Raw genomic sequence first — 25,627 nt, forward strand, 5'->3', positions numbered from 1 at the left:
TCCCTCATGAACGCAATTGCATTTCCCCGTCGTCGCCTGGCCCTGCTGCCGATAGCCGCCGCACTCGCCGGTGCCTTCGGAGCCGGCAGCGCGTTGGCGCAAGACACCGTCAAGATCGGCTTCACCGGACCGCTGAGCGGCGGTGCGGCGCTGTACGGCAAGAACGTGGTCAACGGCATGGAAATGGCGATCAAGGAGATCAACGCCTCCGGCCTCGAAGTCGCCGGCAAGAAGGTCAAGCTGGAACTCGTGGCGCTCGACGACAAATACTCGCCAGCCGATGCCGCGATCAATGCCCGCCGCCTCGTGCAGCAATACCAGACCCCGGCCGTGTTCGTGCCGCACTCCGGCGGCATCTACGCCATGCAGGCCTTCAACGAGCAGGAGAAGTTCATCGTGATGGCGTACTCCAGCACGCCCAAGATCACAGAGACGGGCAATAAGCTCACGGTGCGCATTCCGCCGACCTTCAATTCCTACATCGAGCCCTTCACGCGCTACGAGATGACCAAGTTTGGCAAGAAGGTCGGCATGCTGCCGGGCGACCACGAGTACGCGAAGAACTGGACGCAGCTCTTCGGCCCCGCATGGGAGAAGGCCGGCGGCACCATCGTGTCGAACAACCCCATGTCCTATAACCGCTCGGCCGACTTCTACAGCGGCGTGAGCCGTGTGCTGGCCGAGAAGCCCGACGTGCTGTTCATCGGCGGTCCGTCGGAGCCGACGGCGCTGGTCGCCAAGCAGGCGCGCGAGCTCGGCTTCAAGGGCGGCTTCCTGATCATGGACCAGGCAAAGCTCGACGAGATGGCCAAGGTCACGGGTGGCCTCGCGCCTCTGGAAGGCTCGATCGGCGTGCTGCCGGTGTCCTACGACGAACGCGTGGGCCCCAAGACCTTCGCCGCGGCCTACCGCAAGGCTTACGGCGCCGACAAGGATCCGACCACCGAATCCTCCTACAACTACGCGTTGACGCATGCCCTGGCCAACGCCATGAAGCTGGCGGGCACGACTACCGATGCCGCCGCCATTCGCGCCAAGATGGGCGAAGCGCTCGCCAAGCTGCCGAAGGAAACCAACGCCGGGGATTTCAAGGGTGTGGATGACGTGGGCGGAACCATCGTCGATCCGGTGGTTGCCACCGTTGAAGGCGGCAAGATCAAGCCGGTGAACCTGAGCGACCTGATGAAGTAAGTGCCGTCAGGCCGCCGGGTACTTGCCGTATTCCATCCGGGCAATCGCCCGGTTGTGGACTTCGTCGGGCCCGTCGGCCAGGCGCATCGTGCGCATGCTCGCGTACTGCTTGGCGAGGCCGAAATCGGTGGTCACGCCGCCGGCGCCGTGCGCCTGGATCGCGTCGTCGATGATCCTCAGCGCCATGCGCGGCGCCGCGACCTTGATCATCGCGATCTCGAGCCGCGCCACCTTGTTGCCGACGCGGTCCATCATGTCCGCCGCCTTCAGGCACAGCAGACGCGTCATCTCGATGTCGATGCGCGCTTCGGCCACGCGCTGTTCCCACACCGACTGCTCGGAGATGCGCTTGCCGAAAGCCACACGCGACTGCAGCCGCTTGACCATCTTCTCCAGCGCGACTTCGGCGCTGCCGATGGTTCGCATGCAGTGGTGAATGCGACCGGGGCCGAGCCGACCTTGTGCAATCTCGAAGCCGCGGCCTTCGCCCAGAAGCAGGTTCGACGCCGGGACCCGCACATTGCGGAACACCACTTCGGCATGCCCGTGCGGAGCGTCGTCGAAGCCGAACACCGGCAGCATGCGCACGATCTCGATGCCGGGCGTGTCCAGCGGCACGAGGATCTGCGACTGTTGCGAATGGCGCGGCGCGTCGGGGTCCGTCTTGCCCATGACGATCGCGATCCGGCAGCGCGGATCGCCCACGCCTGAAGACCACCACTTGCGGCCGTTGATGACGTAGTGATCGCCGTCGCGGCGAATCTCGGTCTGGATGTTGGTTGCGTCCGAAGAGGCTACGTCCGGCTCGGTCATCAGGAAGGCGGAGCGAATCTCGCCCGCCAGCAGCGGCTGCAACCAGCGCGCCTTGTGCTCATCGGTTCCGTAGCGGATGAGCACTTCCATGTTGCCGGTGTCCGGCGCCGAGCAGTTGAAGACTTCGGACGCGAAGTTGACCTTGCCCATTTCTTCGGCACAGACCGCGTACTCGAGATTGGTCAGGCCCGCGCCGCGGTAGGGGCTGCCTTCGGGCACCGAATCGAGCGGCAGGAAGAGGTTCCACAGACCTTCGGACTTTGCCTTGGCCTTGAGGTCCTCGACGATGGGAACCACTTGCCAGCGGTTCTCGCCGAAGTCCTTCATCTGCTGCATGTAAAGCGGCACCGCCGGGTAGACGTGGCGATTCATGAAGGCGACGACGCGATCGCGCCAATGCACCTGCTTTCCTGAAAGTGTGAAGTCCATGTGTTCCTCTGCCTGATGGCGTTAACAGGTCACGCCGCCGTCGATGACGAGGCTTTGCCCCGTCATGAAAGCGCCCGCTTGCGATGCGAGGAAAACCGCGGCGCCCGCGATCTCGTCGGGTTCGCCGATGCGCCGCAGCGGCGTGCTGGCCGTGCGGTGCCGAAGGTTCTCCGGGTCCTCCCAGAGCGCGCGCGCGAAGTCGGTCTTGATGAGGCCGGGCGCGATGCAATTCACGCGCACGTTGTGCGGCCCATACTCCACGGCCAGGTTGCGGGCCAACTGGAAGTCGGCAGCCTTCGAGACGTTGTAGGCACCAATCACCGGCGATCCACGCAGCCCGCCAATGGAAGAGACGATGATGATCGACCCTTCCTTGCGCTCGATCATCTGGGGCACCGCGAAATTGATCAGCCAATGGTTGGCGATTACGTTGTTCTCGAGGATCTTGCGGAACTGGTCGTCTTCGATGCCTGCCAGCGGCCCGTAGTAGGGGTTGGACGCCGCATTGCAGACCAGCACGTCGACCTTGCCGAGCTGCCGGGTCGTCTCTTCCACCAGGTGCTTGAGCTCCTGCTTGGAGGAAATGTTCGCGGGGATCGAGATCGCGCTGCCGTCACCGTGCTTGCGGTTGATCGCATCACGCACTTCGGCGCAAGGCTCCGGCTTGCGTGAAGAGATGACGACCCTGGCGCCTTGTTCAGCCATGCGTTCGGCGATGGCGCGCCCGATGCCACGCGACGAGCCCGTGATGATGGCCACCTTGCCGGCCAACGAAAACAAGGACATGGATTTCTCCTGGAAAGCTTGCGGATCTGCGATTTTGAAGATAGCAGGACCGCCGGGAGAGATCTGTCGCTTTAGTTCCTCGAATCGGCCTGGGCGCCGCGTACCTTGCCGCGGAACACCCAGTAAACGCCGAAGGTATAGAGCGCGATCACGGGCAGCACGACGACACCGCCATAGAAGAGAAAGCGCAGCGATTCGTCCGGCGCTGCCGCGCTGCCGACCGTCACTGCATACGGGACCATGTAAGGCCAGAACATCACTCCCAGCGTCAGGTAGGCTGCGGCGATGAACAGCACGGTCATCGCATAGGCGGCGCCATCCCTGCGCGAGCGGGCGCCGGTGAGGACGCCGATCAGCGCGGCAATTGCCACCACCGGAAAGACCCAACCCCAGGGCCGATCGGCGAGGTGCCCCTGCGCGACCGCTCCCGCGTCGACCGTGAGCGAAACGGCGAAAGCGAGCCCGATGATCGCGAAGACTGACGCTGCCAGCCAGGGAATGCGGCGATAGGCCCAGGCGCGCAGCTCGCCTTCGCTCTTGAGCACGATCCAGCCTGCGCCGAGCAGCGCATAGCCGAGGACGAGGCCGACGCCGGTGAGCACCGAAAAGGGATGCAGCCACTCCAGGGAAGTGCCTGCGAACTGCTCGTTTGCCACCGGAAGCCCGCGCATCAAGGCCCCCACCGCCGCTCCCTGGACGAACGCGACCATCGTCGAGCCGAGGAAGAAGCCGGTGTCCCAGACCCAGCGCATCCTGCGGCTGTGAAAGCGGAACTCGAAGGCGATGCCTCGAAAGATCAGGCCCACGAGCAACAGGAGGATGGGCAGGTAGAAAGCGCCGAGAAACACGGCATAGACCACGGGAAAGGTCGCGAACAAGCCTGCGCCGACCACCACCAGCCATGTTTCGTTGCCGTCCCAGAAGGGCGCGATCGTTTCCATCATGGACAACCGATGGCTCTCTTCGGACGTGGTGCCGAAGAGGATTCCGACGCCGAGATCGAAGCCGTCGAGGATCACGTAGACCAGGATCGACCCGGCGATCACAGCCGCCCAGAAGAGCGCCAGATCGCTGGGTTGGGCCTGGCTCATGCGATGCCTCCGGCCCTGGCCCTGGCCCTGGCGTCGGCGGGCGTTTCAGTGTGCGCCGCAATGGCGAGCGGCCGGCTGCCCGTGACGGTGGCCGTCACCTTCGTCCTGGCACGCGGTCCGTCCCGAAGCAGCTTGTAGATGTAGTAGATGCCGAAGGTAACGAAAAGGCAGTAGACCGCCACGTAGACGATCAGCGATGTCATCACGTCGCTGGCGGTGAGCGAAGGGGTGACGGCATCCGCGGTTCGCAGCAGGCCATAGACCACCCAGGGCTGGCGCCCGATCTCGGCGGTGTACCAGCCCGTGAGGATGGCGACAAAGCCCGTCGGAAAGGCCGCGAAGGTGCACCAGAGAAACCAACGCGAGGACTCCAGCTTGCCGCGCCAGCGCAACAGATTGCCAACCCACGAGACAGCCAGCATGACAAGTCCCATGCCGACCATCAACCGGAACGCGAAGAACGGAATCAGCACCGGCGGCCGGTCCTCCGGCGGAAACGATTCGAGGCCCCGCTCTGCCGAGGTGAAGTTGCCGGACGCAATGAAACTGCCCAGCCTTGGCACCGAGATGGCATAGAGGTTGCGTTCATTCTTCTCGTCGGGAATGGCAATCAGCACTTCGCTCGCGGGTTGCTCGTTCTTCCAGCGTGCCTCGATGGCGGCAAACTTGGCCGGCTGGTGCTTCAGCACGTACTCGCCCGTCAGATGCCCGAAGAAGAGTTGAACCGGGATCAGTACCGCGGCCAGCCCGAGTCCCCAGTGCAGCATCATCCGGCCTTCGTCGACATGCACGCGCCGCAGCAGATACCAGGCGCCAGTTGCGGACACGCACATCGACGTCGTCAGCATGGCCGCGAGCAGCATGTGCGGCCATCGAACCAGTTGGACAGGACCGAGCACGATCTGCATCCAGTCACTCGGGATGATCTTGCCGTCGACGATGGTGTGACCCAGCGGAACTTGCATCCAGCTGTTGTTGGCCAGGATCCAGAAGGACGAGAACATCGTGCCCAGCGACACCATGCAGCAAGCCACGAAGTAGAAGCGCGGCGACACGCGGTCGCGCCCGAGCAGCATCACGCCGAAGAAGGTCGCTTCGAGCATGAAGGCCGTGAACCCCTCGTAGCCCAGCAGCGGCCCCTGGATGGCGCCTGTCTTCACCGACAGCACGCCCCAGTTGGTTCCGAACTGGAATGCCATCACGATGCCGGTGACCACCCCCATTCCGAAAGACACCGCGAAGATCGGCAGCCAGAAATCGAAGACTCTCCGATAGAGGTTGTTGCCAGTCGCCAGCCTCGCGCCTTCGATGGTGGCCAGCCACGCCGCCAGCCCGATCGTGAATGCCGGGAAGATGATGTGGAAGCTGATCAGGAACCCGAACTGGATTCGCGACAGCAGGACCGCATCGAACACCATGATGCCGCCGCGGTTAGGGCATCAGCTTGTTGACAACGACGCGCTCGAGCCCGTGGCTGGCGTAGGGCGGATAGCGCACGCCAGGGTCCACGGCGCTGCTGTGGTGAAGCACCCCGCGTGCGTTGGTGAAGGCCTCGAATCCCCATCGCCCGTGGTACTTGCCCATGCCGGAATTGCCGACGCCGCCGAATGGAAGCTCCGGAAAAAGCGGATGGATGGCGCAGTCGTTGACTTCGGCATCACCGGAGCGCGTGGCCGAAAGAATCCTGTCGACCACCTGCTTGTCCTCCGCGAAGATGTAGAGCCCCAGTGGGCTCGGGCGGCTGTTGGTCCACTGGATGACCGCATCGACCGAATCGATCTCCAGCACAGGCAGGATCGGTCCGAAGATCTCTTCCTTCATGATCGGCGAATCGACTGCAACATCCACCAGCACTGTGGGCGCGATGTACAGCTCATCGGCATCGGTCTGGCCGCCAGCCACGGCCCTGCCGCTGTCGAGCAGTGCCGCGAGGCGGTCGAAGTTGCGACGATTGATGATGCGTCCATAGTCCGGGCTCTGCTTCGGATCGTCGCCGTAGAACTCGCGGATCATGTCCTTCATGTGCTGCACGAATTCGTCCTTGACCTCGGGCCATGCCAGCACGTGGTCAGGCGCGGTGCAGATGTGCCCTGAATTCAGGAAACGCCCATAGGTGATGCGCCGGGCGGCCGACTTCAGGTTCGCCGACGAGTGGACGATGGTCGGATTCTTGCCGCCGAGTTCGAGCACGCACGGCGTCAGGTTCTTTGCGGCGGCCTGGTGCACGATCTTGCCGACGGGCGGACTGCCGGTGAAGAAGATCATGTCCCATTGCTGCGAGAGGAGGGCCGTCGTCTCGGGAACCGCGCCTTCGACCACCGCGACCGCGCGTGGGTCGAAGTACTTCGGCACCAGACGGGCGGCAGCGGCGGCGCAGTGGGTGGCGATCTCGGAGGGCTTGAGCACGGCGGTGTTTCCGCCGGCCAGTGCAGCCACCAGGGGCCCGAAGACCAGCATGAAAGGTTCGTTCCACGCGCCGATGATGAGCGCCACACCCAAAGGGTCGCGGTTCACACGGATGTACCCCGGCTCGAACACCAGCGGCATCGGTTCGTGGATCGGCTCCATCCACGCGTCGATGTGCTTGAGCGCGTAGGCAGCCTCCTTGGCGCAGTAGTCGACGTCCATCAGATCGGCGTCGTTCACGTTGCGCCGCAGATCTTTCCATAGCGCTTCGCACAGTTCGTCGTGGTGCTCGGTGAAGAGTGCCTTGACCGCTTCGAGTTGGGCCTTGCGCCAGGCCACGGGCCGAGTGTGGCCTTCGAGAAAGAAGGCTCGCTGGCTGGCGACCAGCGAGCTGAAGTCTGGAGATGCCATGTTGCTGGGTTCCTGCTGTAGATGGACGTATGCCCTTGGAGGCAGTGATCGTCGAACCGCCTGTGCGATGGGTCAATCCCGGCGACCACGGGTGAGTGCATCAAATCCGGAGGCATCACGTACGTGGCCGTAGGTGGCCCCCGGGATTGCCATTGGCGCGTTCGAATCGAGAATCCCAGGCTAGCCAGCCCCTGGGCCCATCATGTCAATACCGATCCCTCCCCAAGCGGCGGTGCCGCCCAAATCGGCGACCGCACCGCTGGATTCCGCAACAGTGGTTGCGACACGTGCCGCCAAGGCGCAGACCAGGGACATGACACGCCTCGTGCTGGGCCTGATGAAGCCCTATCGCACATGGCTGGTGATCGTGCTGATCGCCATGCTGGTCGAAGTGCTGATGAGCCTGGCGGCTCCCTGGCCGCTCAAGCTGATCCTCGACGACGCGCTGGGCAAGCACCACTTGCCGTCATGGCTGGAATGGGCGCACCAGATGGGCATCGGCCGGCACACGCTCGGCGTCGCGCTGTTTGCCGGCATCGCGACCCTGTTGATCGCCGTCATCAGCGGCGTTGCGGCCTACATCGACAACTACTACTCGGCCAGCATCGGCCAGTGGGTCGCGAACGATCTTCGCCTGCGAATCTACGAGCACCTTCATCGGCTGTCCCTCGCGTTCTACGACAGCGCCAAGACCGGGACCTTGATGTCGACCATCACGAGCGATGTCGCGACGGTGCAGAACTTTGCTTCTTCGTCGACGCTCGGCATCGCCATCGACATGCTGACCATCATCTTCATGCTCGGACTGATGGTGTGGCTGGATTGGGACTTCACGCTGATTGCGGTGGCGGTGATGCCCTTCCTTCTGCTGTTCGTGTTCCGGTTCAAGAAGGCGGTGAAGGAAGTCACGCGCAATGTTCGCGCGCGCCAGAGCGAGGTGGTCGCCGTGGTCCAGGAAGGCCTCGGCTCCGTGCGCGCGATCAAGGCCTTTGGCCGCCAAGACCTCGAGTTTGCGCACATGGAGACCGCCAGCCACGCCACCGCGGAAGCGGCCCTGCAGGCGAGAAAGATCAAGTCGCTGTTGTCGCCGGTGGTCGCCATCGTCGTTGCTTTCTGCACCAGCATCGTGCTGTGGAAGGGGACGGCGCTCATCGTCGCCGGGACCATGACCGCGGGGGCGTTGACGGTCTATCTGGCCTACCTGGGCAAGTTCTTCAAACCTGTGAAGGACCTTGCGAGCATGGCGAGCACGATCGCCCAGACGACAGTCGCGCTCGAGCGAATCCAGAAGATCCTGGGTGCCGACGACATCATCCATGAGCACCCCGATGCCGTCGATCCAGGCCGGGCGAAGGGCGAGATCACCTTCGAGCACGTGGCCTTCGGCTATGGCGCGGACGACCCTCCGGTGCTCCGCGATGTCAGCTTCAAGATCGAGCCCGGTCAGGTCGTGGGCATCGTCGGCCCGACCGGCAGCGGCAAATCGACGGTGGTGAGCCTGATGCCGCGCTTCTACGATCCGACCGGCGGGCGCGTGCTCATCGACGGCCACGACATCAGCAAGTACAAGCTCGCGGCGCTGCGTTCGCAGATCGGCTTCGTCCTGCAGGAAACCGTGCTCTTCAGGGGCACCATCGGCGAGAACATCGCCTACGGAAAGCCCGATGCCACCAAGGAAGAAATCGTTGCGGCGGCCAAGCTCGCCAATGCCGACGAATTCATCAGCCGCATGCCGCACGGCTATGACTCGCTGGTGGGCGAACGCGGCGACACGCTTTCCGGCGGCCAGCGCCAGCGCATCGGCATCGCGCGCGCCGTGATCCGCAACAGCCCCGTCATGATCCTGGACGAGCCGACCGCCGCGCTCGACACCGAATCGGAGCGCCTGGTGATCGAAGGATTGACGCGCCTCATGAAGGGGCGCACGGTGATCATGATTGCGCACCGGCTCAGCACGATTCGCGACGCCGACAAGATCATCGTCCTGAAAGACGGCGTCGTGGTCGAGGAAGGACCGAACGACGAACTGATCGCACTCGGGGGCGTGTACGCCGAACTGCATCGCATCCAATACGAAACGCAGCCGTCGGCCGCTGCCGCTGCTGCATCCGCGTGAGGTTCACACCATGTCCCACAAGCTCATTGTTCTGCCCGACGACACATCCAAGCCCATCCTGGACGCCATCCAGGGGGCGAAGACGGCACTCAACATCCGGATGTTCCTGTTCACCGACGAGACGCTCCTCGATGCCGTCATCGCGGCCCGGCAACGCGGCGTCAAGGTTCGCGTGATGCTGAATCCCGCACGCCGGAGCGGAGAAAGCGAGAACGAGCAGGCGCGCGCCAAGCTGGTGGCCGCCGGCATCGAAGTGCGCGACAGCAACCCGAAATTCGACCTGACCCACCAGAAGTCGATGGTGGTCGACCACCAGACCGGCTTCGTCGAGTCATTGAACTGGGAGCCGAGGGACCTGACCGAGACGCGCGACTACGCGGTCATCACCACGCACGACCTGGAGACGCGCGAGATGGTCTCCTGCTTCGACGCCGACTGGGCCCACGAGGACTTCGCGCCGCACCCGGAGTCTCGCTTGATCTGGTGTCCGGACAACGGGCGCCAGCGCGTCGCCGCTTTCATCGACTCGGCCGAGAGCACCCTGTGGGTGCAGAACGAACGCTATCAGGACATGGTGATCATCGAGCGACTCGTGCGCGCGGCAGTGCGCGGGGTCAAGGTCCACATCCTGACAAAGCCGCCACACTCGCTGAAAGCCGAAAAGCTGATCGAGGGCGTGGGTGGACTTCGAATCCTCCAGGATGTTGGCGCCAAGGTGCACACGATGCGGCACTTGAAGCTGCACGCGAAGATGATGCTGGCCGACGGCAAGCGAGCCATCGTCGGGTCGATCAATCTGGCGCCTGGCAGCTTCGACGGACGGCGCGAACTCGCGATCGAGACAGATGATCCCGGCACGGTGCACCGCCTGCAGGAGACGGCGCTGCGCGACTGGGAGTCGTCGCACAAGATCGATCTCAGCGACGCGGGTCTGCTGCAGGACCTCAAGAAGCGCGAACTCGATCCGAGCCACCTGGTGCTCGACGGCGACGCCGCACCGGCGAAGAAGCACAAGGGCAAAGACAAGGACAAAGCTTGAAGAGCCGCGCAGTCATCGCGGCCGCAGTCTTGCTGTGGCTCGCCAACATGGCGCACGCCGGGAGCCCTGCGGAATTCGCCATTCGCTGGGACACCGCGGCAGGCGGACCCCGATCGATCGAAGAGGCTGCTGCCTTGCTTGGGCTGGGGGTCGGCAAGCGCAAGTCCTTCGAGGTGCGGTATTTTTCAGTCGAGCAGCCGGCCGACGCAAAGGATCGCTCGGCCCTCATCGTCCGGCAGCGCTCCTCCGGGCGTTCCGTCGAATCCATGGTCAAGCAGCGAAGCGCCGATGCATTTTCGGCCGGCGATCCGCTGGCGCGCTGGCAGTGCCCGTTTCCGGCAAGGGCGAAGGCAAAGTCCAAGAGTGAAGTCGACGTGGGCTGGACTGCCGAGGGGCTGACGAAGAAGAGCTATTCGCTCAGTTGCCAGGCCGCCGGCGAGGTCGAGACTCTGCTGCCGGCCCGTTTCATGGCAAAGCCGTTCGGATGCGTCAGCCATGTGGAGCGAGCGCAGGCGCAAGGCATCAAGATCGAGCATTGGCGCCTGCCGCGGGGAGCGGATTCGATCGAGGTGTCCTGGAACGGCGAAGACACAGCCGCTGACCTGGAAAAATTCGCCAGCCGGGTCGTTCGTCCACTCATGGCGCACGGTGTCAAGCCGATGGGGGAGAGCAAGACTGCGCTGGGCAGTGGGTGCTAGCGTTTTCATCTGTCATCAACACTTTTGAGGATGTCCTTCCGCCGACTCCGGCAAGAAACTCCGGGTCAACAAAAACAAGCGGAATGATGGATGGAATCGATGCACTGGCTGTTGGTGTCTGGCTTCTTTGCGGTTGCCGCTGCCTTGGCATGGTTGCTCGTGATCCGCCCTGCGTATCGCGTCTGGGCCTCGTTGAACGACCGGATGGCCGACCAGGTCACCCAGTCCGCTGAATTGCTGAGGGATTGCGGTGCGGGTGGATCCGTACCCGCGCGGCTCTCGACGATTCGCTGACACATTGCAGACCGGTCAGCGCAGGCCAGTCAGGTTGCCTTTCCCCGCGCGGGCGCACGGCGCGCCAGCCCGATGAAAGCCTTCAGGTAGTCCACGTCCATATCCGACTCGCGGGCCCCGAGGAAGATTTGCTTGGCGAGCCCATGGCGGCCGAGCCGCACAGGGACGATCTCCAGTTTTCCCGCGTACTCCTGCACCAACCAACGGGGAAGGGCTGCCACGCCTCGGCCGCTGGCGACCATCTGCAGCATGATGTCCGTCGTCTCGATGGTCTTGTGGCGCTTGGGGGTGATGCCGGCGGGCATCAGAAACTGGTTGTAGACGTCGAGCCGTTCGGCGGCCACGGGATAGGTGATCAGAACCTCGGATGTCAGTTGCTGCGGCTTGACATAGGGGGCTGAAGCCAGCGGATGCCTGGCACCGACCACCAGCACCTGTTCATAGTTGAACACCGGCTCAAAGCGCAGCCCGGGTTTGAACAGGGGGTCCGGGGTCACCAGCAGGTCGATCTCGAAGCCGAACAGCGCGCCGATGCCACCGAACTGGAATTTCTGCTTGACGTCCACGTCCACGTCGGGCCATTCAGCGAGATACGGTGCCACCACCTTGAGCAGCCACTGGTAGCAGGGGTGGCATTCCATGCCGATGCGCAGCGTGCCGCGCTCGCCCTGCGCGTACTGCCGGAGGCGTTCCTCCGCGACGTCGAGTTGAGGCAGCACCCGGTTGGCCAAGGCGAGCAGGTAAACGCCTGCCTGCGTGGGTCGCAGGCTGCGTCCCTCACGCAGCCAGATCGCGGTGCCCAGTTGTTGCTCGAGCTTCTTCATCGCATGGCTCAGCGCTGACTGCGTGAGGCAAAGCGTGCCTGCAGCGGCGGTCAGGGAGCCCTGTTTGGCGACTTCCTGCACGATGGCCAAGTGAATCCGCTCGAGCATTTTGTATGAGCGAAATTAATCGATCGTTGAAATAAGACCATTTTACTTCATGGACACGCCTGTCTACGATCGCGCCATCCGAAATCTGAATCGTCCAAGGCAGTCACTCTCATGGTCCTTACCCACAACCTTGGTTTTCCCCGCATCGGCGCGAAGCGCGAACTCAAGTTCGCGCTCGAGTCGTATTGGAAGGGCGCATCCTCACGCGACGAGCTGAAAGCTTTAGGCGCGCAGCTGCGCCAACGTCACTGGCAGCATCAGGCCGGCCTCGATCTCGCCCCGGTCGGTGATTTCGCTTTCTATGACCAGGTGCTGGACATGAGCTTCACGCTGGGCAATCTGCCCGAACGCGTGTGCGATTTCCATGGCGATGCACTGGACAACTATTTCCGGGTCGCGCGCGGTCGCTCGGCTCAAGGCGCCGAAGACCACGGTGCATGCTGCGGCGGTGTCGCTGCCGGCGAGATGACCAAGTGGTTCGACACCAACTACCACTACATCGTGCCGGAGTTCAGCGCGCAGACCCAGTTCCAGCTCGATGCCTCTCGCTTGCTGGAACAACTGGCCGAAGCGAAGGCCCAAGGCGTCAACGCGAAGCCCGTGATCGTCGGGCCGGTCACCTACCTGGCCATCGGCAAGGCCAAGGATGGCTCGGACAAGCTGGCGTTGCTGCCACGTCTTCTGACGGTCTACGCCGACTTGCTCGCCACCCTCGCCGCGCAGGGAATCGAATGGGTGCAGGTCGACGAACCGTTGCTGGTCACCGAGCTTGATGCCGAATGGCAGCACGCCTTCAACATCGCCTATCACCAACTCAAGGGCGCCCGCGTCAAGCTGCTGCTGGCCACCTACTTCGGACAGCTGCTGGACAACCGCTATCTCGCGGTCAACCTGCCGGTTGCGGGCCTGCACATCGACGCGATCAAAGGGCGCGACGACGTGAAGCCGTTGCTGAACCTGTTGCCATCCCACAAGGTGCTGTCGCTGGGCGTGATCGACGGCCGCAATATCTGGAAGACCGATCTGGCCGCGGCGCTCGACTGGGTCGAGCCGATCGCGCAGCAACTTGGCGACCGATTGTGGATTGCGCCGTCCTGCTCGCTGTTGCACGTGCCGGTCGATTTGGCGAGCGAGCAAAAGCTCGACCCCGAAGTCAAGTCATGGCTTGCCTATGCACTGCAGAAGCTGGACGAGCTGAAGGTGCTGGCGACAGGTCTCAACCAGGGCCGCGATGCAGTCAACGACGCGCTGGACGCCAACCACGCTGCCATCGCGACGCGTCGGTCGTCGCCGCGCGTCAACAAGCCGGCAGTCAAGGCGGCGATGGCCCGACTCGATGCCAAGCTCGGTGAGCGCAAAAGCGGTTACGCACAACGTGCCCCTCTGCAGGCGGCCAGGCTGAAGCTTCCCGCGTTCCCGACCACCACCATCGGCTCGTTTCCGCAGACCGCCGAGATCCGTCACGCGCGAAGCCAGTTCAAGGCCGGCGAACTCGATGAAGTTGGCTACAAGGCCGCAATGCAGGCGGAAATAGCCCGCTGCGTGCGTGAGCAGGAGGCATTGGGCCTGGATGTGCTGGTTCACGGCGAGGCCGAGCGCAATGACATGGTCGAGTACTTCGGCGAGCAACTCGATGGCTACGCCTTCAGCCAGCTCGGCTGGGTGCAATCCTATGGCTCACGTTGCGTGAAGCCGCCGATCCTCTTCGGCGACATCACCCGCCCCAAGGCGATGACGGTCGAATGGATCCGGTACGCGCAGTCGCTGACCGACAAACCGATGAAAGGCATGCTGACCGGCCCGGTCACGATCCTGAACTGGTCATTCGTGCGCGATGACCAGCCGCGCTCAGTGTCCTGCAAGCAGTTGGCGCTTGCGATCCGCGAGGAAGTGCTCGACCTGGAGAAGGCCGGCGTGCGCGTGATCCAGATCGACGAAGCGGCTTTGCGCGAAGGGCTGCCGCTGCGCAAATCGCAGTGGAAATCCTACCTCGACTGGGCCGTCGAGTCCTTCCGCATCACCGCCAACGGCGTGCACGACGAGACCCAGATCCACACGCACATGTGCTATTCGGAGTTCAACGACATCATCGGGTCGATCGCCGACATGGATGCGGATGTGATCACGATCGAGACCTCGCGCTCGAACATGGAACTGCTCGACGCGTTCGACAATTTCAACTATCCGAACGAGATCGGTCCCGGTGTCTATGACATCCACTCGCCCAACATCCCGACGCAGGCGCACATCGTGCAACTGATGGAGAAGGCGGCCGAGCGTATTCCGGCCGGGCGACTGTGGGTGAATCCGGACTGCGGCCTCAAAACGCGCCAGTGGGCAGAAGTGATTTCCGCGCTGACCCACATGGTGGAAGCCGCCAAGACCCTGCGCACGACAGCCCGGGCGGGCGCCACCACCTCGGATTCGCCGATCCGGCCGGGTAGGGAGTGAAGTCGTAGCGCAAGCTCTCCGCCGCCGTGAGGAACGGCGCATAGGGGAGCAGCAAGGCGCCCGCAAAGTAATTCGTCAGGCGAGCGATACGGCCGAGGAGGTCTCGATCTACGATGGTGGCGCCGACGGCATGGCCGCGGCGAAACGTCCAGCACCAGCAAGACGGTGATCCTGTCCATATGGAAGGCCAGGTTCGCGTGCCTGGCGACAGCTTTTGAATCTCACAGGAGTTCCTGAATGTCTACCCGCAAACAACTCAGGGCTTTGGTCGAAGCCCGCCGCGGCGTGATCGTGCCCGGCGCGTTCAACGCGCTCTCGGCCAAGGTCGTCGAAGACCTCGGCTTCGAGGCCATCTACATCACCGGTGCCGGCGTGACCAACATGTGGTTCGGCATGCCCGACCAGGGCTTCATGGGCCTGCATGAGATCGCCGAGCACACGGCGCGCATTCGCGATGCGGTGAGCGTCCCGCTCATCGTCGACGCCGACACCGGCTTCGGCAACGCACTCAATGTGCGGCACACGGTTCGCGTGCTGGAGCGGGCGGGCGCCGACTGCATCCAGCTCGAAGACCAGGTGGCACCCAAGCGATGCGGCCACTTCTCGGGCAAGGAGGTCATCTCGACCGAGGAGGCGGTGAGCAAGATCAAGTCGGCCGTCGATGCGCGGCATGACCCGGACTTTCTCGTCCTCGCGCGCACTGACGCGTGTGCCACGCAAGGCTTCGAGGCTGCCATCGAACGGGCGCAGAAGTTCGCCGAGGCCGGCGCTGACATCCTCTTCGTCGAAGCGGTCACCACAGCGGAAGAGATCCGTGCATTGCCGCAGCGCCTGCACAAGCCGCAACTGATGAACATGGTGATCGGCGGCAAGACGCCAATCTTTGGCGCTGAGGAGCTGGGACAGCTGGGATACGGCGTGGTGCTCTACGCGAACGCGGCACTCCAGGGCGCCGTCGCGGGAATGCAGAAAGCACTCACCACGTTGCGCGACTCCCGCCGTCTGACGGAAGACCCGGCACTCGTCGCGCCATTCGCGGAGCGACAGCGCCTGGTCGGAAAGCCCGAGTGGGATGCGTTGGAGAAGCGCTATTCCTGACTTGCTCTGACGGGTGCTCCGCACTCTGCATTAACCACTGTCTCCGATGCGACTAAGGCCGAGTTGCAATGAGGCCCGATTAGGGAAAACCTCGTGAATGTGACACTCGGTCACCCATAGCATGACTCGGCTTTCTAACGCCTGAGAAAAACGGAGACAAACATATGAGGCTTTATAAAAGGCTGGCGGCGTGTGCCGCGGGCTCGACCTTGTGCGTCTTATTGGCTGCCTGTGGCGGCGGTGGTGGAGGCGGGTGGCTCCCCACGTCGACACAGGGAGGACAGGTGAAGGTGCAGCCGCTGTCGACGCGCGCCGACATGGTGTCCGGCGGCTCTGCATTGGTCGAGATCAAGATGCCGGTCGGCGCCTCGACTTCAATGCTGAAAGTCACGCTCGGCTCTACCGACGTGACGAGTGCTTTCAAGGAAAAGCGCAGTGACGGGCGAACCGTGGGACTCGTGACCGGACTGGCCAAGGGTGACAACTCACTCAAGGTGACGTCCACCGACAACTCCTTCCGCGGCGCGTCGCTCACACTGACCAATCATCCGATCGGCGGTCCTGTGCTGTTGAGCTCGCAGGTCATGCCCTGGGTTTGCGCGACGCCGACACCGACGGCCGCAACGGCATCGGCCGCCGGAACGAATGCGAGTGGCCTGCCGACCACCGCGACCGACGCGCAATGCAATATCGCGACGCAGGCCAAGCTGTACTATCGGACGCTCACGCCGTTGACCGCGACCGCCGGCGATGGCGGCTGTTCGTTCGTGCTGCCGGACCCCTCGCCGACCATTGCGAATCCGAACCCGCCGACACCGGCGAACTCGTGCCTGCAGCCTTATGTGCACGGCACGACGCCAATGTCGTCGGTCGCGACCACCACCCCGCTCGGCGCGACGACGCCGGTGCCGTACATCGTCAGGGTCGAGCGCGGGACCGTGAACCGCGGCATCTTCGACATCGCCGTGCTGTTCGATCCGACCAAGCCCTGGACTGCCAATGCACCGCAGGCGCAATGGACCGGCAAGGTGGTCTATTCGTTCGGGGCGAGCACCGGCCAGCCGCGCCAGCAGTTCCGCTCGGAACAGAACTGGGCGGACGACAGCGCGCTCTCCCGCGGCGTCATGGTCGTCGACAACAGCATGACCGATTCGCTCTACAACTCGAATCGCATCCTGGCCGGCGAAACCGTGATGATGATGAAGGAATACATCACCAAGTCGTACGGCGAGATCAAGTACACGATGGGCAATGGCTGCTCCGGCGGATCGATCGGACAAAACACCGTGGCGTCGACGTTCCCGGGCCTGCTCGACGGTATTCAGGTTCAGTGCGACTACCCCGACTCGATCACCACCGGTATCGAAGTGGCCGACTGCGTGCAGCTCGTGAACTTCTACGCCAGCCCAGCCTGGAAGAATCTCCAGACTGGCCTCGACGCACCGACCGTTGCCGCCAAGAAGACCGCCATCAATGGCCACCTCGATCAAACGGGCTGCCATTCGTGGGTTAACGCCTTCGGCTACAACAACAAGCCCGGCAACTACGCGCCGATGTTTGTTGCCAATCCGGCCGGGGATCTCGTGCCGGGTGCCACCACCAACAATTGCAAGCTGCCGGCCAGCCAGGTCTATGACCCGGTCTCCAACCCGACCGGCCCGCGCTGCGGTGACCCCGATCTCGCAGTCGCTGTCTGGGGAGTTGCACCGGGCACGACGCGAGCCAACCAGACGAACGACAACGTCGGCGTCCAGTACGGCCTGAAGGCGCTGCTTTCCGGAGCGATCAACGCCGAGGAATTCGTGACGCTGAACGAAGGCGTCGGCGGCAGCGACGCTGATTCCAACCTGACGACGTCGCGCTCGGTGGCCGATCCGGCCGGATTGCAGATCGCCTATCAGAGTGGAATCGTCGCCAGCGGCGTGCAGCTCGCAAAGCTCCCGATCATCGATCTTCGCGGCTATGACGAATCCGGCATCCACTACATCTGGCGCAGCTTCGCGGAACGCGATCGCCTCGACCAGGACGGTGGTGGCCACGGCAACCAGGTGATGTGGCGCTTCGGTACCGGCCTGGTTGCGCCGGCACCGCTCACGCTCCAGTCTTTCCTGATGATGGACACCTGGCTCTCGAGCCTGGTCACTTCCGCGCCGAAGGCGACGCTGAACAGCGAGCGCACGCCGGCTCAGGTGCTCGCCTCCAAGCCATCGGCGGCATTCGACTATTGCTACCTGAGCACCGACACTTCGTTCTCGACCAAGGTGACCGATCAGGCGACATGCAATGCGGACCCCAAGCTCGCCATCCATGCGTCGCCGCGGCAAGTCGCTGGTGGCCCACGCGCGGAGAACATCCTGAAGTGCACGCTCAAGCCGCTGAATTTCAGCGATTACACCGGCATCACCTTCACGGGCATTCAGCAAACCCGCCTGCAAGCAGTGTTCAGCACGGGCGTCTGCGACTACTCGAAGCCGGGCGTGGGGCAGCAAGCGCCCGTCTCGCCCCGCACCTATGCGAACGGCCCAGGCGGGACGCCGCTTCCGCCGGCACCGCAGGCGACGCCGATCTGATCAGCTGATCTGATCCGCGCTTCATCCAGGCCGGTTCGCCGGCCTGGATGATTTTGTTTGTTCGTCGCTCAGCGTCGATCAGCGTCGCTCAGCGTCGATCAGCGTCCCTGTGGCCCGACCGAATGATCGACCCGATAGCGGCGCGGAGCCTTGCCGCGAGCGGCGGCGAATGCGCGACTCAGGGTGCTGGCGCTTGCATAGCCGCACTCGCGCGCCACGTGCGCCAATGGCAGGCGCGTCGTCGCAAGCAGATGGTCGGCATGTTCGAGCCGCAGGTTCGCGACGTACTGGCGCATGTTGAGGCCCACGGCCTCGGCAAAGCGGCGTGACAGGCTGCGCTCGCTCAATCCAACCTGCCGTGCAAGCGCAGCCAGGGTGGGCGGCGGGTCCATTTCCCGTTCGAGTGTTTCCTGTACGGCAATGACTTGCGCATCGCCGTGTCTCTTGTAGGGCGCACTCCACAGCGCGAGTTTGTTGTCCGCAGGGAGCGCCTCGGTGCTTGTGTGGCGCAGAAAGCGGCGTGCGCGCTGCATTCCGAAGAATCGCTCGATCAGGTGTGCACAAGCGTCCACCGTGGGGCCAATGCCGCATACCGTCACGATGTCGGCGGCGGCGACGATCCGGCGAGACGACTGGTAGCGCACCTCCGGAAAGCGCCGCTGGATGATCGAGCGCTCGCTCAGCAGCCCCGTGGCCTCGCGGCCATCGAGCAGCCCCGACTTCGCCAGCAGAAGCGCTCCGCCGAAGCTCATCAGCAATGCACCGCGCGCGTGCTGGCGCCGCAGCCATAGGCCGTACTGCGCGTCGTCTTCGGTGGTCTCGGCCGCCGGTGCGAACTGCGCAGGCACGACCACCACGCTGAAGTCTCCCGATCGCCTCAGCGTCAGGTCAGGTGCCAGAGGCAGGCCGCCAAAGCTTGTGACCGGCGCTCTGCTGCGCGCCACGAGCCGCACATCGAACAGCGCACTGGCCGCGATGTCGTCGTTGCGCATCGCCAGCGTGCCAGCGGCCTGGAGCAGGTCGCGCACCAACAATACCGATCCTGCCCACGGCCTGTCAGGAAGAACGATCGCCACGCGCACTGGCTTCGCGGCGCCCGACGCTTTCATGTCATTGATCTGGCGCTTCATGTCAACAAATTGTGCCGGTGCTTTGCTTCAATCGAGGCTTCCGGATTGGAAATGGAGTGTGATCGATGAATGACGTACGCAAACTGCTGGACCGCCAGGAGCTGCGCGACTTGCAGCGCAAGTCCAACGGGCACGCCGCCTGGATGCTGCTGGTCAACTGGAGCCTGATCGCCGCCAGCTTTGCCCTCGTCATCGCACGGCCGGGCGTTGCCGCGGTGGGCGTGGCCATGCTGGTGTTGGCCGGCCGCCAATTGGGACTGGGCATCCTGATGCACGAGTGCGCACACCGCTCGTTCACGCCTTCGCGCGCCTTGAACGACTGGATTGGACAGTGGCTGTGCGCCGCGCCCGTGTTCGCGGATCTTTCGATCTATCGCAGCTATCACATGACCCACCATGTGAAGACCGGTACGCCGGACGATCCCGACCTGCCCAACTACCGCGGCTATCCGGTGACCAAGGCTTCCCTCGCACGCAAGGTCTTGCGCGACCTCGTCGGCATCACCGGGCTCAAGGCCGCGGCGACGCTGGCGATGTTGTATGCGCATGCGGAACCCCAGAAACTGCGATTCGGCTATGCCTACAAGAAGGAGAGTGCCGACGCCGGGGCAGCGCTTGCCGACGGGCCGGGAAAGCGCACCGTGGGCCATCTGCTGTGGAATGCTCGCCGCATCCTGCTGGTCCACGCAGCCGCACTGGCACTGCTGTGGGCTTGCGGCCACCCGATGGCGTATGTGCTCTGGCCGGCGTCATGGCTCACCACTTACATGCTGGTCAGCCGCATCCGCAATGCCGCAGAGCACGGCGCGCTGCCGGGCACCATGAGCCAGGACGTATGGTGCAACACCCGGACTGTCCTCGCGTCGTGGTGGGAGCGTCTTCTCTTCGCGCCCAACTTCGTCAACTATCACGTCGAGCACCATCTGGCACCCACCGTGCCGTCATACAACTTGCGCCGCATGCATGCGATCCTCGAGCGAAAGGGCGCCTTGAAAGAGGCGCGGGTCGCGCACGGCTATGTGCAAGTCGTGCGCGACCTCGTCAAAGCGAAGTGACCTCCGGCCGGCGCCTTGCGGGCGTCAATGCGCGGCGCTGTTCGCTTCCTGCAGCTTGCGCAAGACTTCATCCAGGTTGAAGGACGCTGGCTTCTGCCTTGGCGGGAACTTGACGAATGCCTCGATCTGCTTGGACACCACCGACTGCATGGCGTAGACGATGTAGGCGTGCGAGATCACCCAGTCCCAATAGGTATTGGAGTTCTCGTCCGCTCGCTCGAAGGGGTCTCGACGCAGGTTGAAGATCTTCGGTGCCCGGTATTTGACGAAGGGCTCGAACCAGCATTGCAGCGTCTTGGCACGTTGCTCCATCAGCACCACCTTCCAGTCGTGCATGCGGATCGCCATGATCTCGCCGTCGTCGCTGATGTAGAAGAAGGTGTCCCGCGGCGAAGCCTTGGCCTCGCCGCTCAGGTAGGGCAGCATGTTGAAGCCGTCGATGTGAACCTTGAAGTTCTTGTCGCCGACCTTGCAGCCTGCCACGAGCTTCTCCTTGACGTCGGCCTCGCCCACTGCCGCGAGCAGCGTCGGAAGCCAGTCCTGGTGCGAGACCATGCCGTTGATCACCGTGCCGGCCTTGAACTTCTCGGGCCACCGCACGAAGCACGGCACGCGCCAGCCGCCTTCCCAATTGGTGTTCTTCTCGGCCCTGAAGGGGGTGATGCCCGCGTCGGGCCAGCTGTTGTAGTGCGGGCCGTTGTCGGTCGAATACATGACGATGGTGTTGTCGGCGATGCCGAGCTCGTCCAGCTTGTCGAGCATCTGTCCGATGTGTTCGTCGTGCGCGACCATCACGTCGTTGTAGTCGCCCTGGCCGCTCTTGCCCTTGTGCTTTTCCGCGCAGTGGGTGCGGAAATGCATGGCCGTGGTGTTGTACCAAAGGAAGAATGGCTTGTCGTCCGCGTGGCACTTGTCGATGAACTTCAGCGCCGCCTCGGTCGTCTCGTCGTCGATGGTTTCCATCCGCTTCTTGGTCAGCGGGCCGGTGTTCTCGATGGTCTGCCCACCCTTGCCGTCCGCCAGGCAGTGCAGCACGCCGCGCGGGCCGAAGGCCTTCTTGAAATTCGGGTCCTTGGGGTAGTCCGGGTCCTCAGGTTCCTCTTCCGCGTTCAGGTGGTAGAGGTTGCCGAAGAATTCGTCGAACCCGTGCACCGTGGGCAGGTATTCGTCCTTGTCGCCCAGGTGGTTCTTGCCGAACTGTCCCGTCGCATAGCCATGCGGCTTCAGGAGCTCGGCGATGGTCGGGTCTTCCTCGTGCAGGCCGACGGATGCGCCCGGCATTCCGACCTTGGTCAATCCGGTCCGGATGGGGTTCTGGCCGGTGATGAAGGCGGCCCGGCCGGCGGTGCAGCTCTGCTGGGCGTAGTAGTCGGTGAATGCGATGCCTTCGTTGGCCACGCGATCGATGTTCGGCGTCCTGTAGCCCATCTGGCCGCGGCTGTTGTAGCTGATGTTCCACCAGCCCACGTCGTCGCCCCATAGGATCAGGATGTTCGGCTTCTTGCTCGTCATGTTTGTTCCTCTGTGATTGAACTGATGGAGAGGTGCCAGGTGGCCCTGGATCCGGACTTGTGGGCATTCTCAAGACTCGGGGCGTCGAAAGCCATCCGAGTGCGCACGCAGCACCACGTACGTGCGATTTCGCTCGCGCTCATAGCGTCCTGGAGATGATCCCGACAAAGATCAATATCCCGACCGCGCACATGATCAGCCCCATGATGAACGAGGGCTGCATGAGCCGCAAGTACTTGGTCCGCCGAAGCTCCTTGATGCGCGTCCAGTATTCGATCGAGCCCATCACCATGGCCAATGTGCCCAGGGCCGTCAGGAAAAGACCGGCATCGCGCGGCAATCCTTGCCTGATCGGCGTGGTGGCCTGGCTCGCGAGCGCCTCCAGGACCTTGTAGATCGTGAATCCGAAACTGATCATCGACAGCGAAGTCCGCGTCCAGGCCATCAAGGTCCGGTCTGCCGCCATGACGGTGCGGTCGATGGCCAGGTCGGTGTTGATCTGCGCCGATGTGGGCGCAGCGCCGGGAGCGGCAACTGGCAGTGCGGACGGCGGTGCAGACGGACGCTTCGCGCCGGTTGGACGTCGGGGTGTGGAGTTCATGTGAAACCGTCGGGCCTTGTCATTCCCTGAAGGCTAGGCCCAGTCCGGCAGCTGGAGAATCGTGGCGGCCACGGCTTCGACCACGTACGTAGCGGTCAGTACGCGCAGTCATAGGCAACGCCTGCACCGGCGTTCAAAATCCCCGGCAGAGATCGGCGCTGGCACGTCGCCAGCCAATCACCGGGGATCGACATGCTGTTCCTTGAAGTCGTACATCGGGCCATAGAGTTGCTTCCGACGCTGGCGAGATTCGCGATCTTCATGGCCTTGATCCTCGTCATGCCGCACATTGCCCGCATCCTTCGTGTGCCGGTGGTCGTCGGCCTGTTGCTCAGTGGCGTCCTGCTCGGGCCGCACATGCTGGACGTCTTCCCGAAGGATCACCCGACCGCACAGTTCTTCTCGGACCTGGGCATGTTGCTGCTGATGTTCTTCGCCGGGCTGGAAATCGACTTGACGCTCTTTCGCGAAAAGCTCGCGCGATCCATCATCTTCGGGGTGGTCACGACCTCGGTTCCGCTGGTGCTGGGTGCGCTGGTGGCCAGTTGGCTGGGCTACACGCTCCTGCCCGCGATCGTCGTCGGCTCGCTGCTCGCCTCGCACACCTTGCTCGCGCTGCCCATCGTCACCGCTCGCGGCCTGACGAAGTCGGAGCCGGTGGTCGTCACGATCGGCGCCACGATGGTGTCCGACACACTCTCGCTGCTCGTCTTTGCTGCCTGCGTTCCGATGTTCGTCAGTGGGTTTTCCGCGAGCGGCCTGGCGGTGCAGGTGATCGAGATCGTCGCATTCGTCGTCTTCGTGCTGGCGGGGCTGAGTCGTGCGGCGGCCTACATCCTCAAGAGGGTGGAGCACGATGAAGAAACCTACTTCATCATCATGCTGGCGATATTGGCGATCACCGCGCTGCTCGCGCAGGCCATCAATCTGCCGGGCATCGTGGGCACTTTCATGGCGGGATTGGCGGTCAACGCCGCCGTGAAGGACAAGCCGGCCAAGAACAAGCTCGAATTCATGGGGACGACCTTGTTCATCCCCGTCTTCTTCGTCGTCACGGGCTTCCTCATCGACCCGTTGGCGCTGCTGCGAAGCCTGTCTGTCGACGGCCTCCTGGCGGGCGGCATCATCGGCGCGCTCTTCATCGGCAAGCTGGTGGCGACCGAGAGCTGTGGCCGTGCCTTCGGCTACCTTCCGGAGGAACGGATGACGATGTGGTCCCTGACCCTTCCGCAGGTCGCTGCAACGCTCGCGGCCGCGCTGGTGGCCAAGCAGACGTTCAATGCAGCCGGGCAACCCCTGCTTGACGGCCGCATGTTCGACGGCGTGCTGATCATGGTGCTGGTCACATCCATCGCCGGGCCGCTGTTCACAGAGCGCTTTGCACGGCGGGCTCCGGGCGTCGCGCCGGGCCCCCGTCTTAAAACTTGAAACCCGCGCCGACGTAAAAGCCGCCCAGGGCGACCTTGTTGAGAACGGCGTTGTCTCGATCGAAGCTCAGGTAGCGATAGCCGAACTTCAGCGAAACCGTGGGCGAGTACTGGTAGCTGGTGCCGAGGATGCCCTGCCAGCTCGAAGTCGAATTGCCTTCGCCGGCATCCAGGTAGCCCATGGCCGACCATTTGTCGCCGAGCGGCACGATGGCGCGAACGCCGACGATGCCATTCCACCAGCTGGCCGATGCATCCGTCTGACGGCCCAGCCCGCGCAGGCTGGGCGAGATGTCGAGGGTGCTGCGCGCGTCGACGTAGCGAGCACCGCCCAGCACGTCGACCGCAACCCTGGGGTCATCGAGGACGCGGTAGTAGCCCGCCAGCGTCACGAGCGTTTGCTCGTACTTCAAGTTGTAGCCGCCCGCGAGACCGCCCAGGAACTGGTTCGACACGCCGAGCTTCACGTACTGCACGTCGAGCAGCCCGCCCCAGGGTCCCTTGCGTGCTTCCAGGGTTCCCATCGCGCCGAAGTCGAGCGCCTCGAGCACGCCGCTCGACTTGATACGTGCGGTGTTCTCGGGCAAGGGGCCGAGCTTGATGTCCGAGCGGATGCCGGCGGCCCATAGATATGGGATGAACTCGAACTGCCACGCGTTGGCTGCCTGCAAGTCCTGCGCAGCGGCGGGAAGCGCTGCGAACAGCGGAAGCAGGCAGGCGGTCGGGAGAGATAGTTTGTTCAGGCGATTCATGCGATTCATGGGCTTACCAGAAGATCAGGCTCCAGCGCGCAACTCCGAAAACCTGCGCGCAAAGGCCGCCGACCACTTGTTGAAGGCGTCCTGAGCATACGTCCAACTCTGGAACGAGCTGGCGTAGCCATCAAGCCATGCTTTGGCAGCGGTCGTTGCGCCGCTGTTCAGGTCGGCCGCGTACTTCAGGCCGATCTCCGTGTCGGCGCATTCACCCAGCACCGCGCCCGTGGCGCCGTCGCGGAACTGCGCCTCGAGACCGGTCTGGCCCATGTAGGGCGTCGACCCGACGGGGCGGCCAGTGGTCGAGCCCGATCCGATTTCCGCCACGAAGCCGTAGGGCACCGCAGTGCCTGCGAGGCTCTTGGCGGTGTTGGTGGGCACCAACGCCGTCAATGCCAGCCGGACACGAATGACGCCTGGCCCCGCCGTGTCCACGATCTTCACGTCACGTCCCAGATCGCGCACGAGCGCGCCATGGAAGTAGTCCAGCAGCGTCTTGAGATCGCTCGGGTCGATGGGGCGCTGGTCGGGCGTGGGCTGGATGTAGACCTGGATGCGCTCGATCATGGCCTTGTCGTAGCGCTTCCAGTCCACGCCGGGCTGGCGCCAGCAGAGCAAACCGCCGGTCGCGGCCACTGCCTTGAGCCGGCCCGGCTCGCTCAGGAAGCCGACATCCCGGACCTTGTCCTTCGAATTCTCGGAGGCCACGACGTCGGCGCCTGTGCTGGGCGAGGCGCAGCCGGCAAGCTGGCCGGCACAGATCACGATACACGCCAGCGAAGCGGCGGAGAAGAGAGACACTTTCATGGGAGTTCCTGTTGA

21 protein-coding genes and 1 pseudogene are annotated in these 25,627 nt (G+C 63.7%); 10 read left to right on the forward strand and 12 right to left on the reverse strand.

The genetic code is table 11. The features are described from left to right. Nucleotides 1-6 precede the first annotated feature (6 nt). On the forward strand, nt 7-1,191 hold the full coding sequence (locus AC1DEK_RS06330; protein ID WP_478124362.1) for an ABC transporter substrate-binding protein: 1,185 nt from the start codon (nt 7-9) through the stop codon (nt 1,189-1,191). A 6-nt stretch (nt 1,192-1,197) separates the two neighbouring features. Here the strand turns inward: AC1DEK_RS06330 and AC1DEK_RS06335 are convergent, their stop codons facing one another. The 5 genes from AC1DEK_RS06335 to AC1DEK_RS06355 all read right to left on the reverse strand — a co-directional run bounded on the left by AC1DEK_RS06335 (nt 1,198) and on the right by AC1DEK_RS06355 (nt 7,127). Next, complete coding sequence (locus AC1DEK_RS06335) at nt 1,198-2,433, reverse strand: acyl-CoA dehydrogenase family protein (RefSeq protein WP_478124363.1); 1,236 nt, start codon at nt 2,431-2,433, stop codon at nt 1,198-1,200. Between the two features lie 21 nt (nt 2,434-2,454). Continuing rightward, entirely contained in the window at nt 2,455-3,219 is a 765-nt protein-coding gene (locus AC1DEK_RS06340) for an SDR family NAD(P)-dependent oxidoreductase (RefSeq protein WP_478124364.1), read from the reverse strand. A gap of 71 nt (nt 3,220-3,290) precedes the next feature. Next, nucleotides 3,291-4,310, reverse strand: a complete 1,020-nt coding sequence (gene cydB, locus AC1DEK_RS06345) for a cytochrome d ubiquinol oxidase subunit II (RefSeq protein WP_478124365.1) — start codon at nt 4,308-4,310, stop codon at nt 3,291-3,293. Continuing rightward, entirely contained in the window at nt 4,307-5,728 is a 1,422-nt protein-coding gene (locus tag AC1DEK_RS06350) for a cytochrome ubiquinol oxidase subunit I (protein WP_478124366.1), read from the reverse strand. The genes cydB and AC1DEK_RS06350 overlap by 4 nt, the downstream gene beginning before the upstream one ends. Nucleotides 5,729-5,741: 13 nt before the next feature. Next, on the reverse strand, nt 5,742-7,127 hold the full coding sequence (locus tag AC1DEK_RS06355; protein ID WP_478124367.1) for an aldehyde dehydrogenase family protein: 1,386 nt from the start codon (nt 7,125-7,127) through the stop codon (nt 5,742-5,744). Nucleotides 7,128-7,329: 202 nt separating this feature from the next. Between AC1DEK_RS06355 and AC1DEK_RS06360 the strand changes: the two genes are divergently transcribed. The 4 genes from AC1DEK_RS06360 (at nt 7,330) to AC1DEK_RS06375 (ending at nt 11,274) form a co-directional block, all read left to right on the forward strand. Beyond that, nucleotides 7,330-9,243, forward strand: coding sequence for an ABC transporter ATP-binding protein (locus tag AC1DEK_RS06360; protein ID WP_478124368.1), 1,914 nt, complete (start codon nt 7,330-7,332; stop codon nt 9,241-9,243). Between the two features lie 10 nt (nt 9,244-9,253). Beyond that, on the forward strand, nt 9,254-10,282 hold the full coding sequence (locus AC1DEK_RS06365) for a phospholipase D-like domain-containing protein (RefSeq protein ID WP_478124369.1): 1,029 nt from the start codon (nt 9,254-9,256) through the stop codon (nt 10,280-10,282). Continuing rightward, complete coding sequence (locus AC1DEK_RS06370; RefSeq protein ID WP_478124370.1) at nt 10,279-10,980, forward strand: hypothetical protein; 702 nt, start codon at nt 10,279-10,281, stop codon at nt 10,978-10,980. Before AC1DEK_RS06365 ends, AC1DEK_RS06370 begins: the two co-directional genes overlap by 4 nt. Before the next feature lie 90 nt (nt 10,981-11,070). Next, on the forward strand, nt 11,071-11,274 hold the full coding sequence (locus AC1DEK_RS06375; RefSeq protein ID WP_478124371.1) for a hypothetical protein: 204 nt from the start codon (nt 11,071-11,073) through the stop codon (nt 11,272-11,274). 29 nt (nt 11,275-11,303) lie between these two features. Here the strand turns inward: AC1DEK_RS06375 and AC1DEK_RS06380 are convergent, their stop codons facing one another. Next, nucleotides 11,304-12,206, reverse strand: a complete 903-nt coding sequence (locus tag AC1DEK_RS06380; protein ID WP_478124372.1) for a LysR family transcriptional regulator — start codon at nt 12,204-12,206, stop codon at nt 11,304-11,306. Between the two features lie 111 nt (nt 12,207-12,317). Between AC1DEK_RS06380 and metE the strand changes: the two genes are divergently transcribed. Further along, entirely contained in the window at nt 12,318-14,657 is a 2,340-nt protein-coding gene (gene metE, locus AC1DEK_RS06385; protein WP_478124373.1) for a 5-methyltetrahydropteroyltriglutamate--homocysteine S-methyltransferase, read from the forward strand. Nucleotide 14,658: 1 nt separating this feature from the next. Here metE and AC1DEK_RS06390 read toward each other — a convergent pair. Next, nucleotides 14,659-14,742, reverse strand: a pseudogene (locus tag AC1DEK_RS06390) (ImmA/IrrE family metallo-endopeptidase); the annotation flags it as partial. A gap of 152 nt (nt 14,743-14,894) precedes the next feature. On the opposite strand from AC1DEK_RS06390, the gene AC1DEK_RS06395 reads away from it, so the two are divergent. Continuing rightward, nucleotides 14,895-15,755: an isocitrate lyase/PEP mutase family protein gene (locus AC1DEK_RS06395; protein WP_478124374.1), complete on the forward strand. Its 861-nt coding sequence runs from the start codon at nt 14,895-14,897 to the stop codon at nt 15,753-15,755. A 164-nt stretch (nt 15,756-15,919) separates the two neighbouring features. After that, complete coding sequence (locus tag AC1DEK_RS06400; RefSeq protein WP_478124375.1) at nt 15,920-18,325, forward strand: DUF6351 family protein; 2,406 nt, start codon at nt 15,920-15,922, stop codon at nt 18,323-18,325. 98 nt (nt 18,326-18,423) lie between these two features. Here AC1DEK_RS06400 and AC1DEK_RS06405 read toward each other — a convergent pair whose 3' ends face one another. Further along, nucleotides 18,424-19,455, reverse strand: a complete 1,032-nt coding sequence (locus tag AC1DEK_RS06405) for a GlxA family transcriptional regulator (RefSeq protein WP_478124376.1) — start codon at nt 19,453-19,455, stop codon at nt 18,424-18,426. A 65-nt stretch (nt 19,456-19,520) separates the two neighbouring features. Here AC1DEK_RS06405 and AC1DEK_RS06410 point away from each other — a divergent pair, with 65 nt between their 5' ends. Next, nucleotides 19,521-20,510 (forward strand): fatty acid desaturase family protein, encoded by a 990-nt coding sequence (locus AC1DEK_RS06410; protein ID WP_478124377.1) that lies wholly within the window; start codon nt 19,521-19,523, stop codon nt 20,508-20,510. 24 nt (nt 20,511-20,534) lie between these two features. On the opposite strand, the gene AC1DEK_RS06415 is transcribed toward AC1DEK_RS06410, so the two are convergent. Together AC1DEK_RS06415 and AC1DEK_RS06420 are read right to left on the reverse strand one after the other, a co-directional pair. Next, a complete protein-coding gene (locus AC1DEK_RS06415) occupies nt 20,535-22,022 on the reverse strand; it encodes an arylsulfatase (protein ID WP_478124378.1) in 1,488 nt (495 codons plus the stop codon). Nucleotides 22,023-22,161: 139 nt separating this feature from the next. After that, entirely contained in the window at nt 22,162-22,623 is a 462-nt protein-coding gene (locus tag AC1DEK_RS06420) for a YidH family protein (RefSeq protein ID WP_478124379.1), read from the reverse strand. Between the two features lie 192 nt (nt 22,624-22,815). Between AC1DEK_RS06420 and AC1DEK_RS06425 the strand changes: the two genes are divergently transcribed. Next, complete coding sequence (locus tag AC1DEK_RS06425; protein ID WP_478124380.1) at nt 22,816-24,051, forward strand: cation:proton antiporter; 1,236 nt, start codon at nt 22,816-22,818, stop codon at nt 24,049-24,051. On the opposite strand, the gene AC1DEK_RS06430 is transcribed toward AC1DEK_RS06425, so the two are convergent. After that, nucleotides 24,041-24,802, reverse strand: coding sequence for a hypothetical protein (locus AC1DEK_RS06430; RefSeq protein ID WP_478124381.1), 762 nt, complete (start codon nt 24,800-24,802; stop codon nt 24,041-24,043). The genes AC1DEK_RS06425 and AC1DEK_RS06430 overlap by 11 nt on opposite strands. A 24-nt stretch (nt 24,803-24,826) precedes the next feature. Further along, nucleotides 24,827-25,612 (reverse strand): DUF3313 domain-containing protein, encoded by a 786-nt coding sequence (locus tag AC1DEK_RS06435; RefSeq protein ID WP_478124382.1) that lies wholly within the window; start codon nt 25,610-25,612, stop codon nt 24,827-24,829. Between the last annotated feature and the right edge of the window lie 15 nt (nt 25,613-25,627).

The organism is Variovorax sp. 10N420, from assembly GCF_056394705.1.

Excerpts from the sequence above, each read along its gene's own strand:
- AC1DEK_RS06405 (WP_478124376.1), bottom strand. The coding sequence starts at position 19,455 with ATGAAGCGCCAGATCAATGACATGAAAGCGTCGGGCGCCGCGAAGCCA.
- cydB (WP_478124365.1), bottom strand. The coding sequence starts at position 4,310 with ATGAGCCAGGCCCAACCCAGCGATCTGGCGCTCTTCTGGGCGGCTGTG.
- AC1DEK_RS06340 (WP_478124364.1), bottom strand. The coding sequence starts at position 3,219 with ATGTCCTTGTTTTCGTTGGCCGGCAAGGTGGCCATCATCACGGGCTCG.
- AC1DEK_RS06360 (WP_478124368.1), top strand. The coding sequence starts at position 7,330 with ATGTCAATACCGATCCCTCCCCAAGCGGCGGTGCCGCCCAAATCGGCG.
- AC1DEK_RS06365 (WP_478124369.1), top strand. The coding sequence starts at position 9,254 with ATGTCCCACAAGCTCATTGTTCTGCCCGACGACACATCCAAGCCCATC.
- AC1DEK_RS06330 (WP_478124362.1), top strand. The coding sequence starts at position 7 with ATGAACGCAATTGCATTTCCCCGTCGTCGCCTGGCCCTGCTGCCGATA.
- AC1DEK_RS06335 (WP_478124363.1), bottom strand. The coding sequence starts at position 2,433 with ATGGACTTCACACTTTCAGGAAAGCAGGTGCATTGGCGCGATCGCGTC.
- AC1DEK_RS06420 (WP_478124379.1), bottom strand. The coding sequence starts at position 22,623 with ATGAACTCCACACCCCGACGTCCAACCGGCGCGAAGCGTCCGTCTGCA.
- AC1DEK_RS06430 (WP_478124381.1), bottom strand. The coding sequence starts at position 24,802 with ATGAATCGCCTGAACAAACTATCTCTCCCGACCGCCTGCCTGCTTCCG.
- AC1DEK_RS06375 (WP_478124371.1), top strand. The coding sequence starts at position 11,071 with ATGGAATCGATGCACTGGCTGTTGGTGTCTGGCTTCTTTGCGGTTGCC.
- AC1DEK_RS06410 (WP_478124377.1), top strand. The coding sequence starts at position 19,521 with ATGAATGACGTACGCAAACTGCTGGACCGCCAGGAGCTGCGCGACTTG.
- AC1DEK_RS06435 (WP_478124382.1), bottom strand. The coding sequence starts at position 25,612 with ATGAAAGTGTCTCTCTTCTCCGCCGCTTCGCTGGCGTGTATCGTGATC.
- AC1DEK_RS06350 (WP_478124366.1), bottom strand. The coding sequence starts at position 5,728 with ATGGTGTTCGATGCGGTCCTGCTGTCGCGAATCCAGTTCGGGTTCCTG.
- AC1DEK_RS06380 (WP_478124372.1), bottom strand. The coding sequence starts at position 12,206 with ATGCTCGAGCGGATTCACTTGGCCATCGTGCAGGAAGTCGCCAAACAG.
- AC1DEK_RS06415 (WP_478124378.1), bottom strand. The coding sequence starts at position 22,022 with ATGACGAGCAAGAAGCCGAACATCCTGATCCTATGGGGCGACGACGTG.
- AC1DEK_RS06425 (WP_478124380.1), top strand. The coding sequence starts at position 22,816 with ATGCTGTTCCTTGAAGTCGTACATCGGGCCATAGAGTTGCTTCCGACG.
- AC1DEK_RS06395 (WP_478124374.1), top strand. The coding sequence starts at position 14,895 with ATGTCTACCCGCAAACAACTCAGGGCTTTGGTCGAAGCCCGCCGCGGC.
- AC1DEK_RS06400 (WP_478124375.1), top strand. The coding sequence starts at position 15,920 with ATGAGGCTTTATAAAAGGCTGGCGGCGTGTGCCGCGGGCTCGACCTTG.
- metE (WP_478124373.1), top strand. The coding sequence starts at position 12,318 with ATGGTCCTTACCCACAACCTTGGTTTTCCCCGCATCGGCGCGAAGCGC.
- AC1DEK_RS06355 (WP_478124367.1), bottom strand. The coding sequence starts at position 7,127 with ATGGCATCTCCAGACTTCAGCTCGCTGGTCGCCAGCCAGCGAGCCTTC.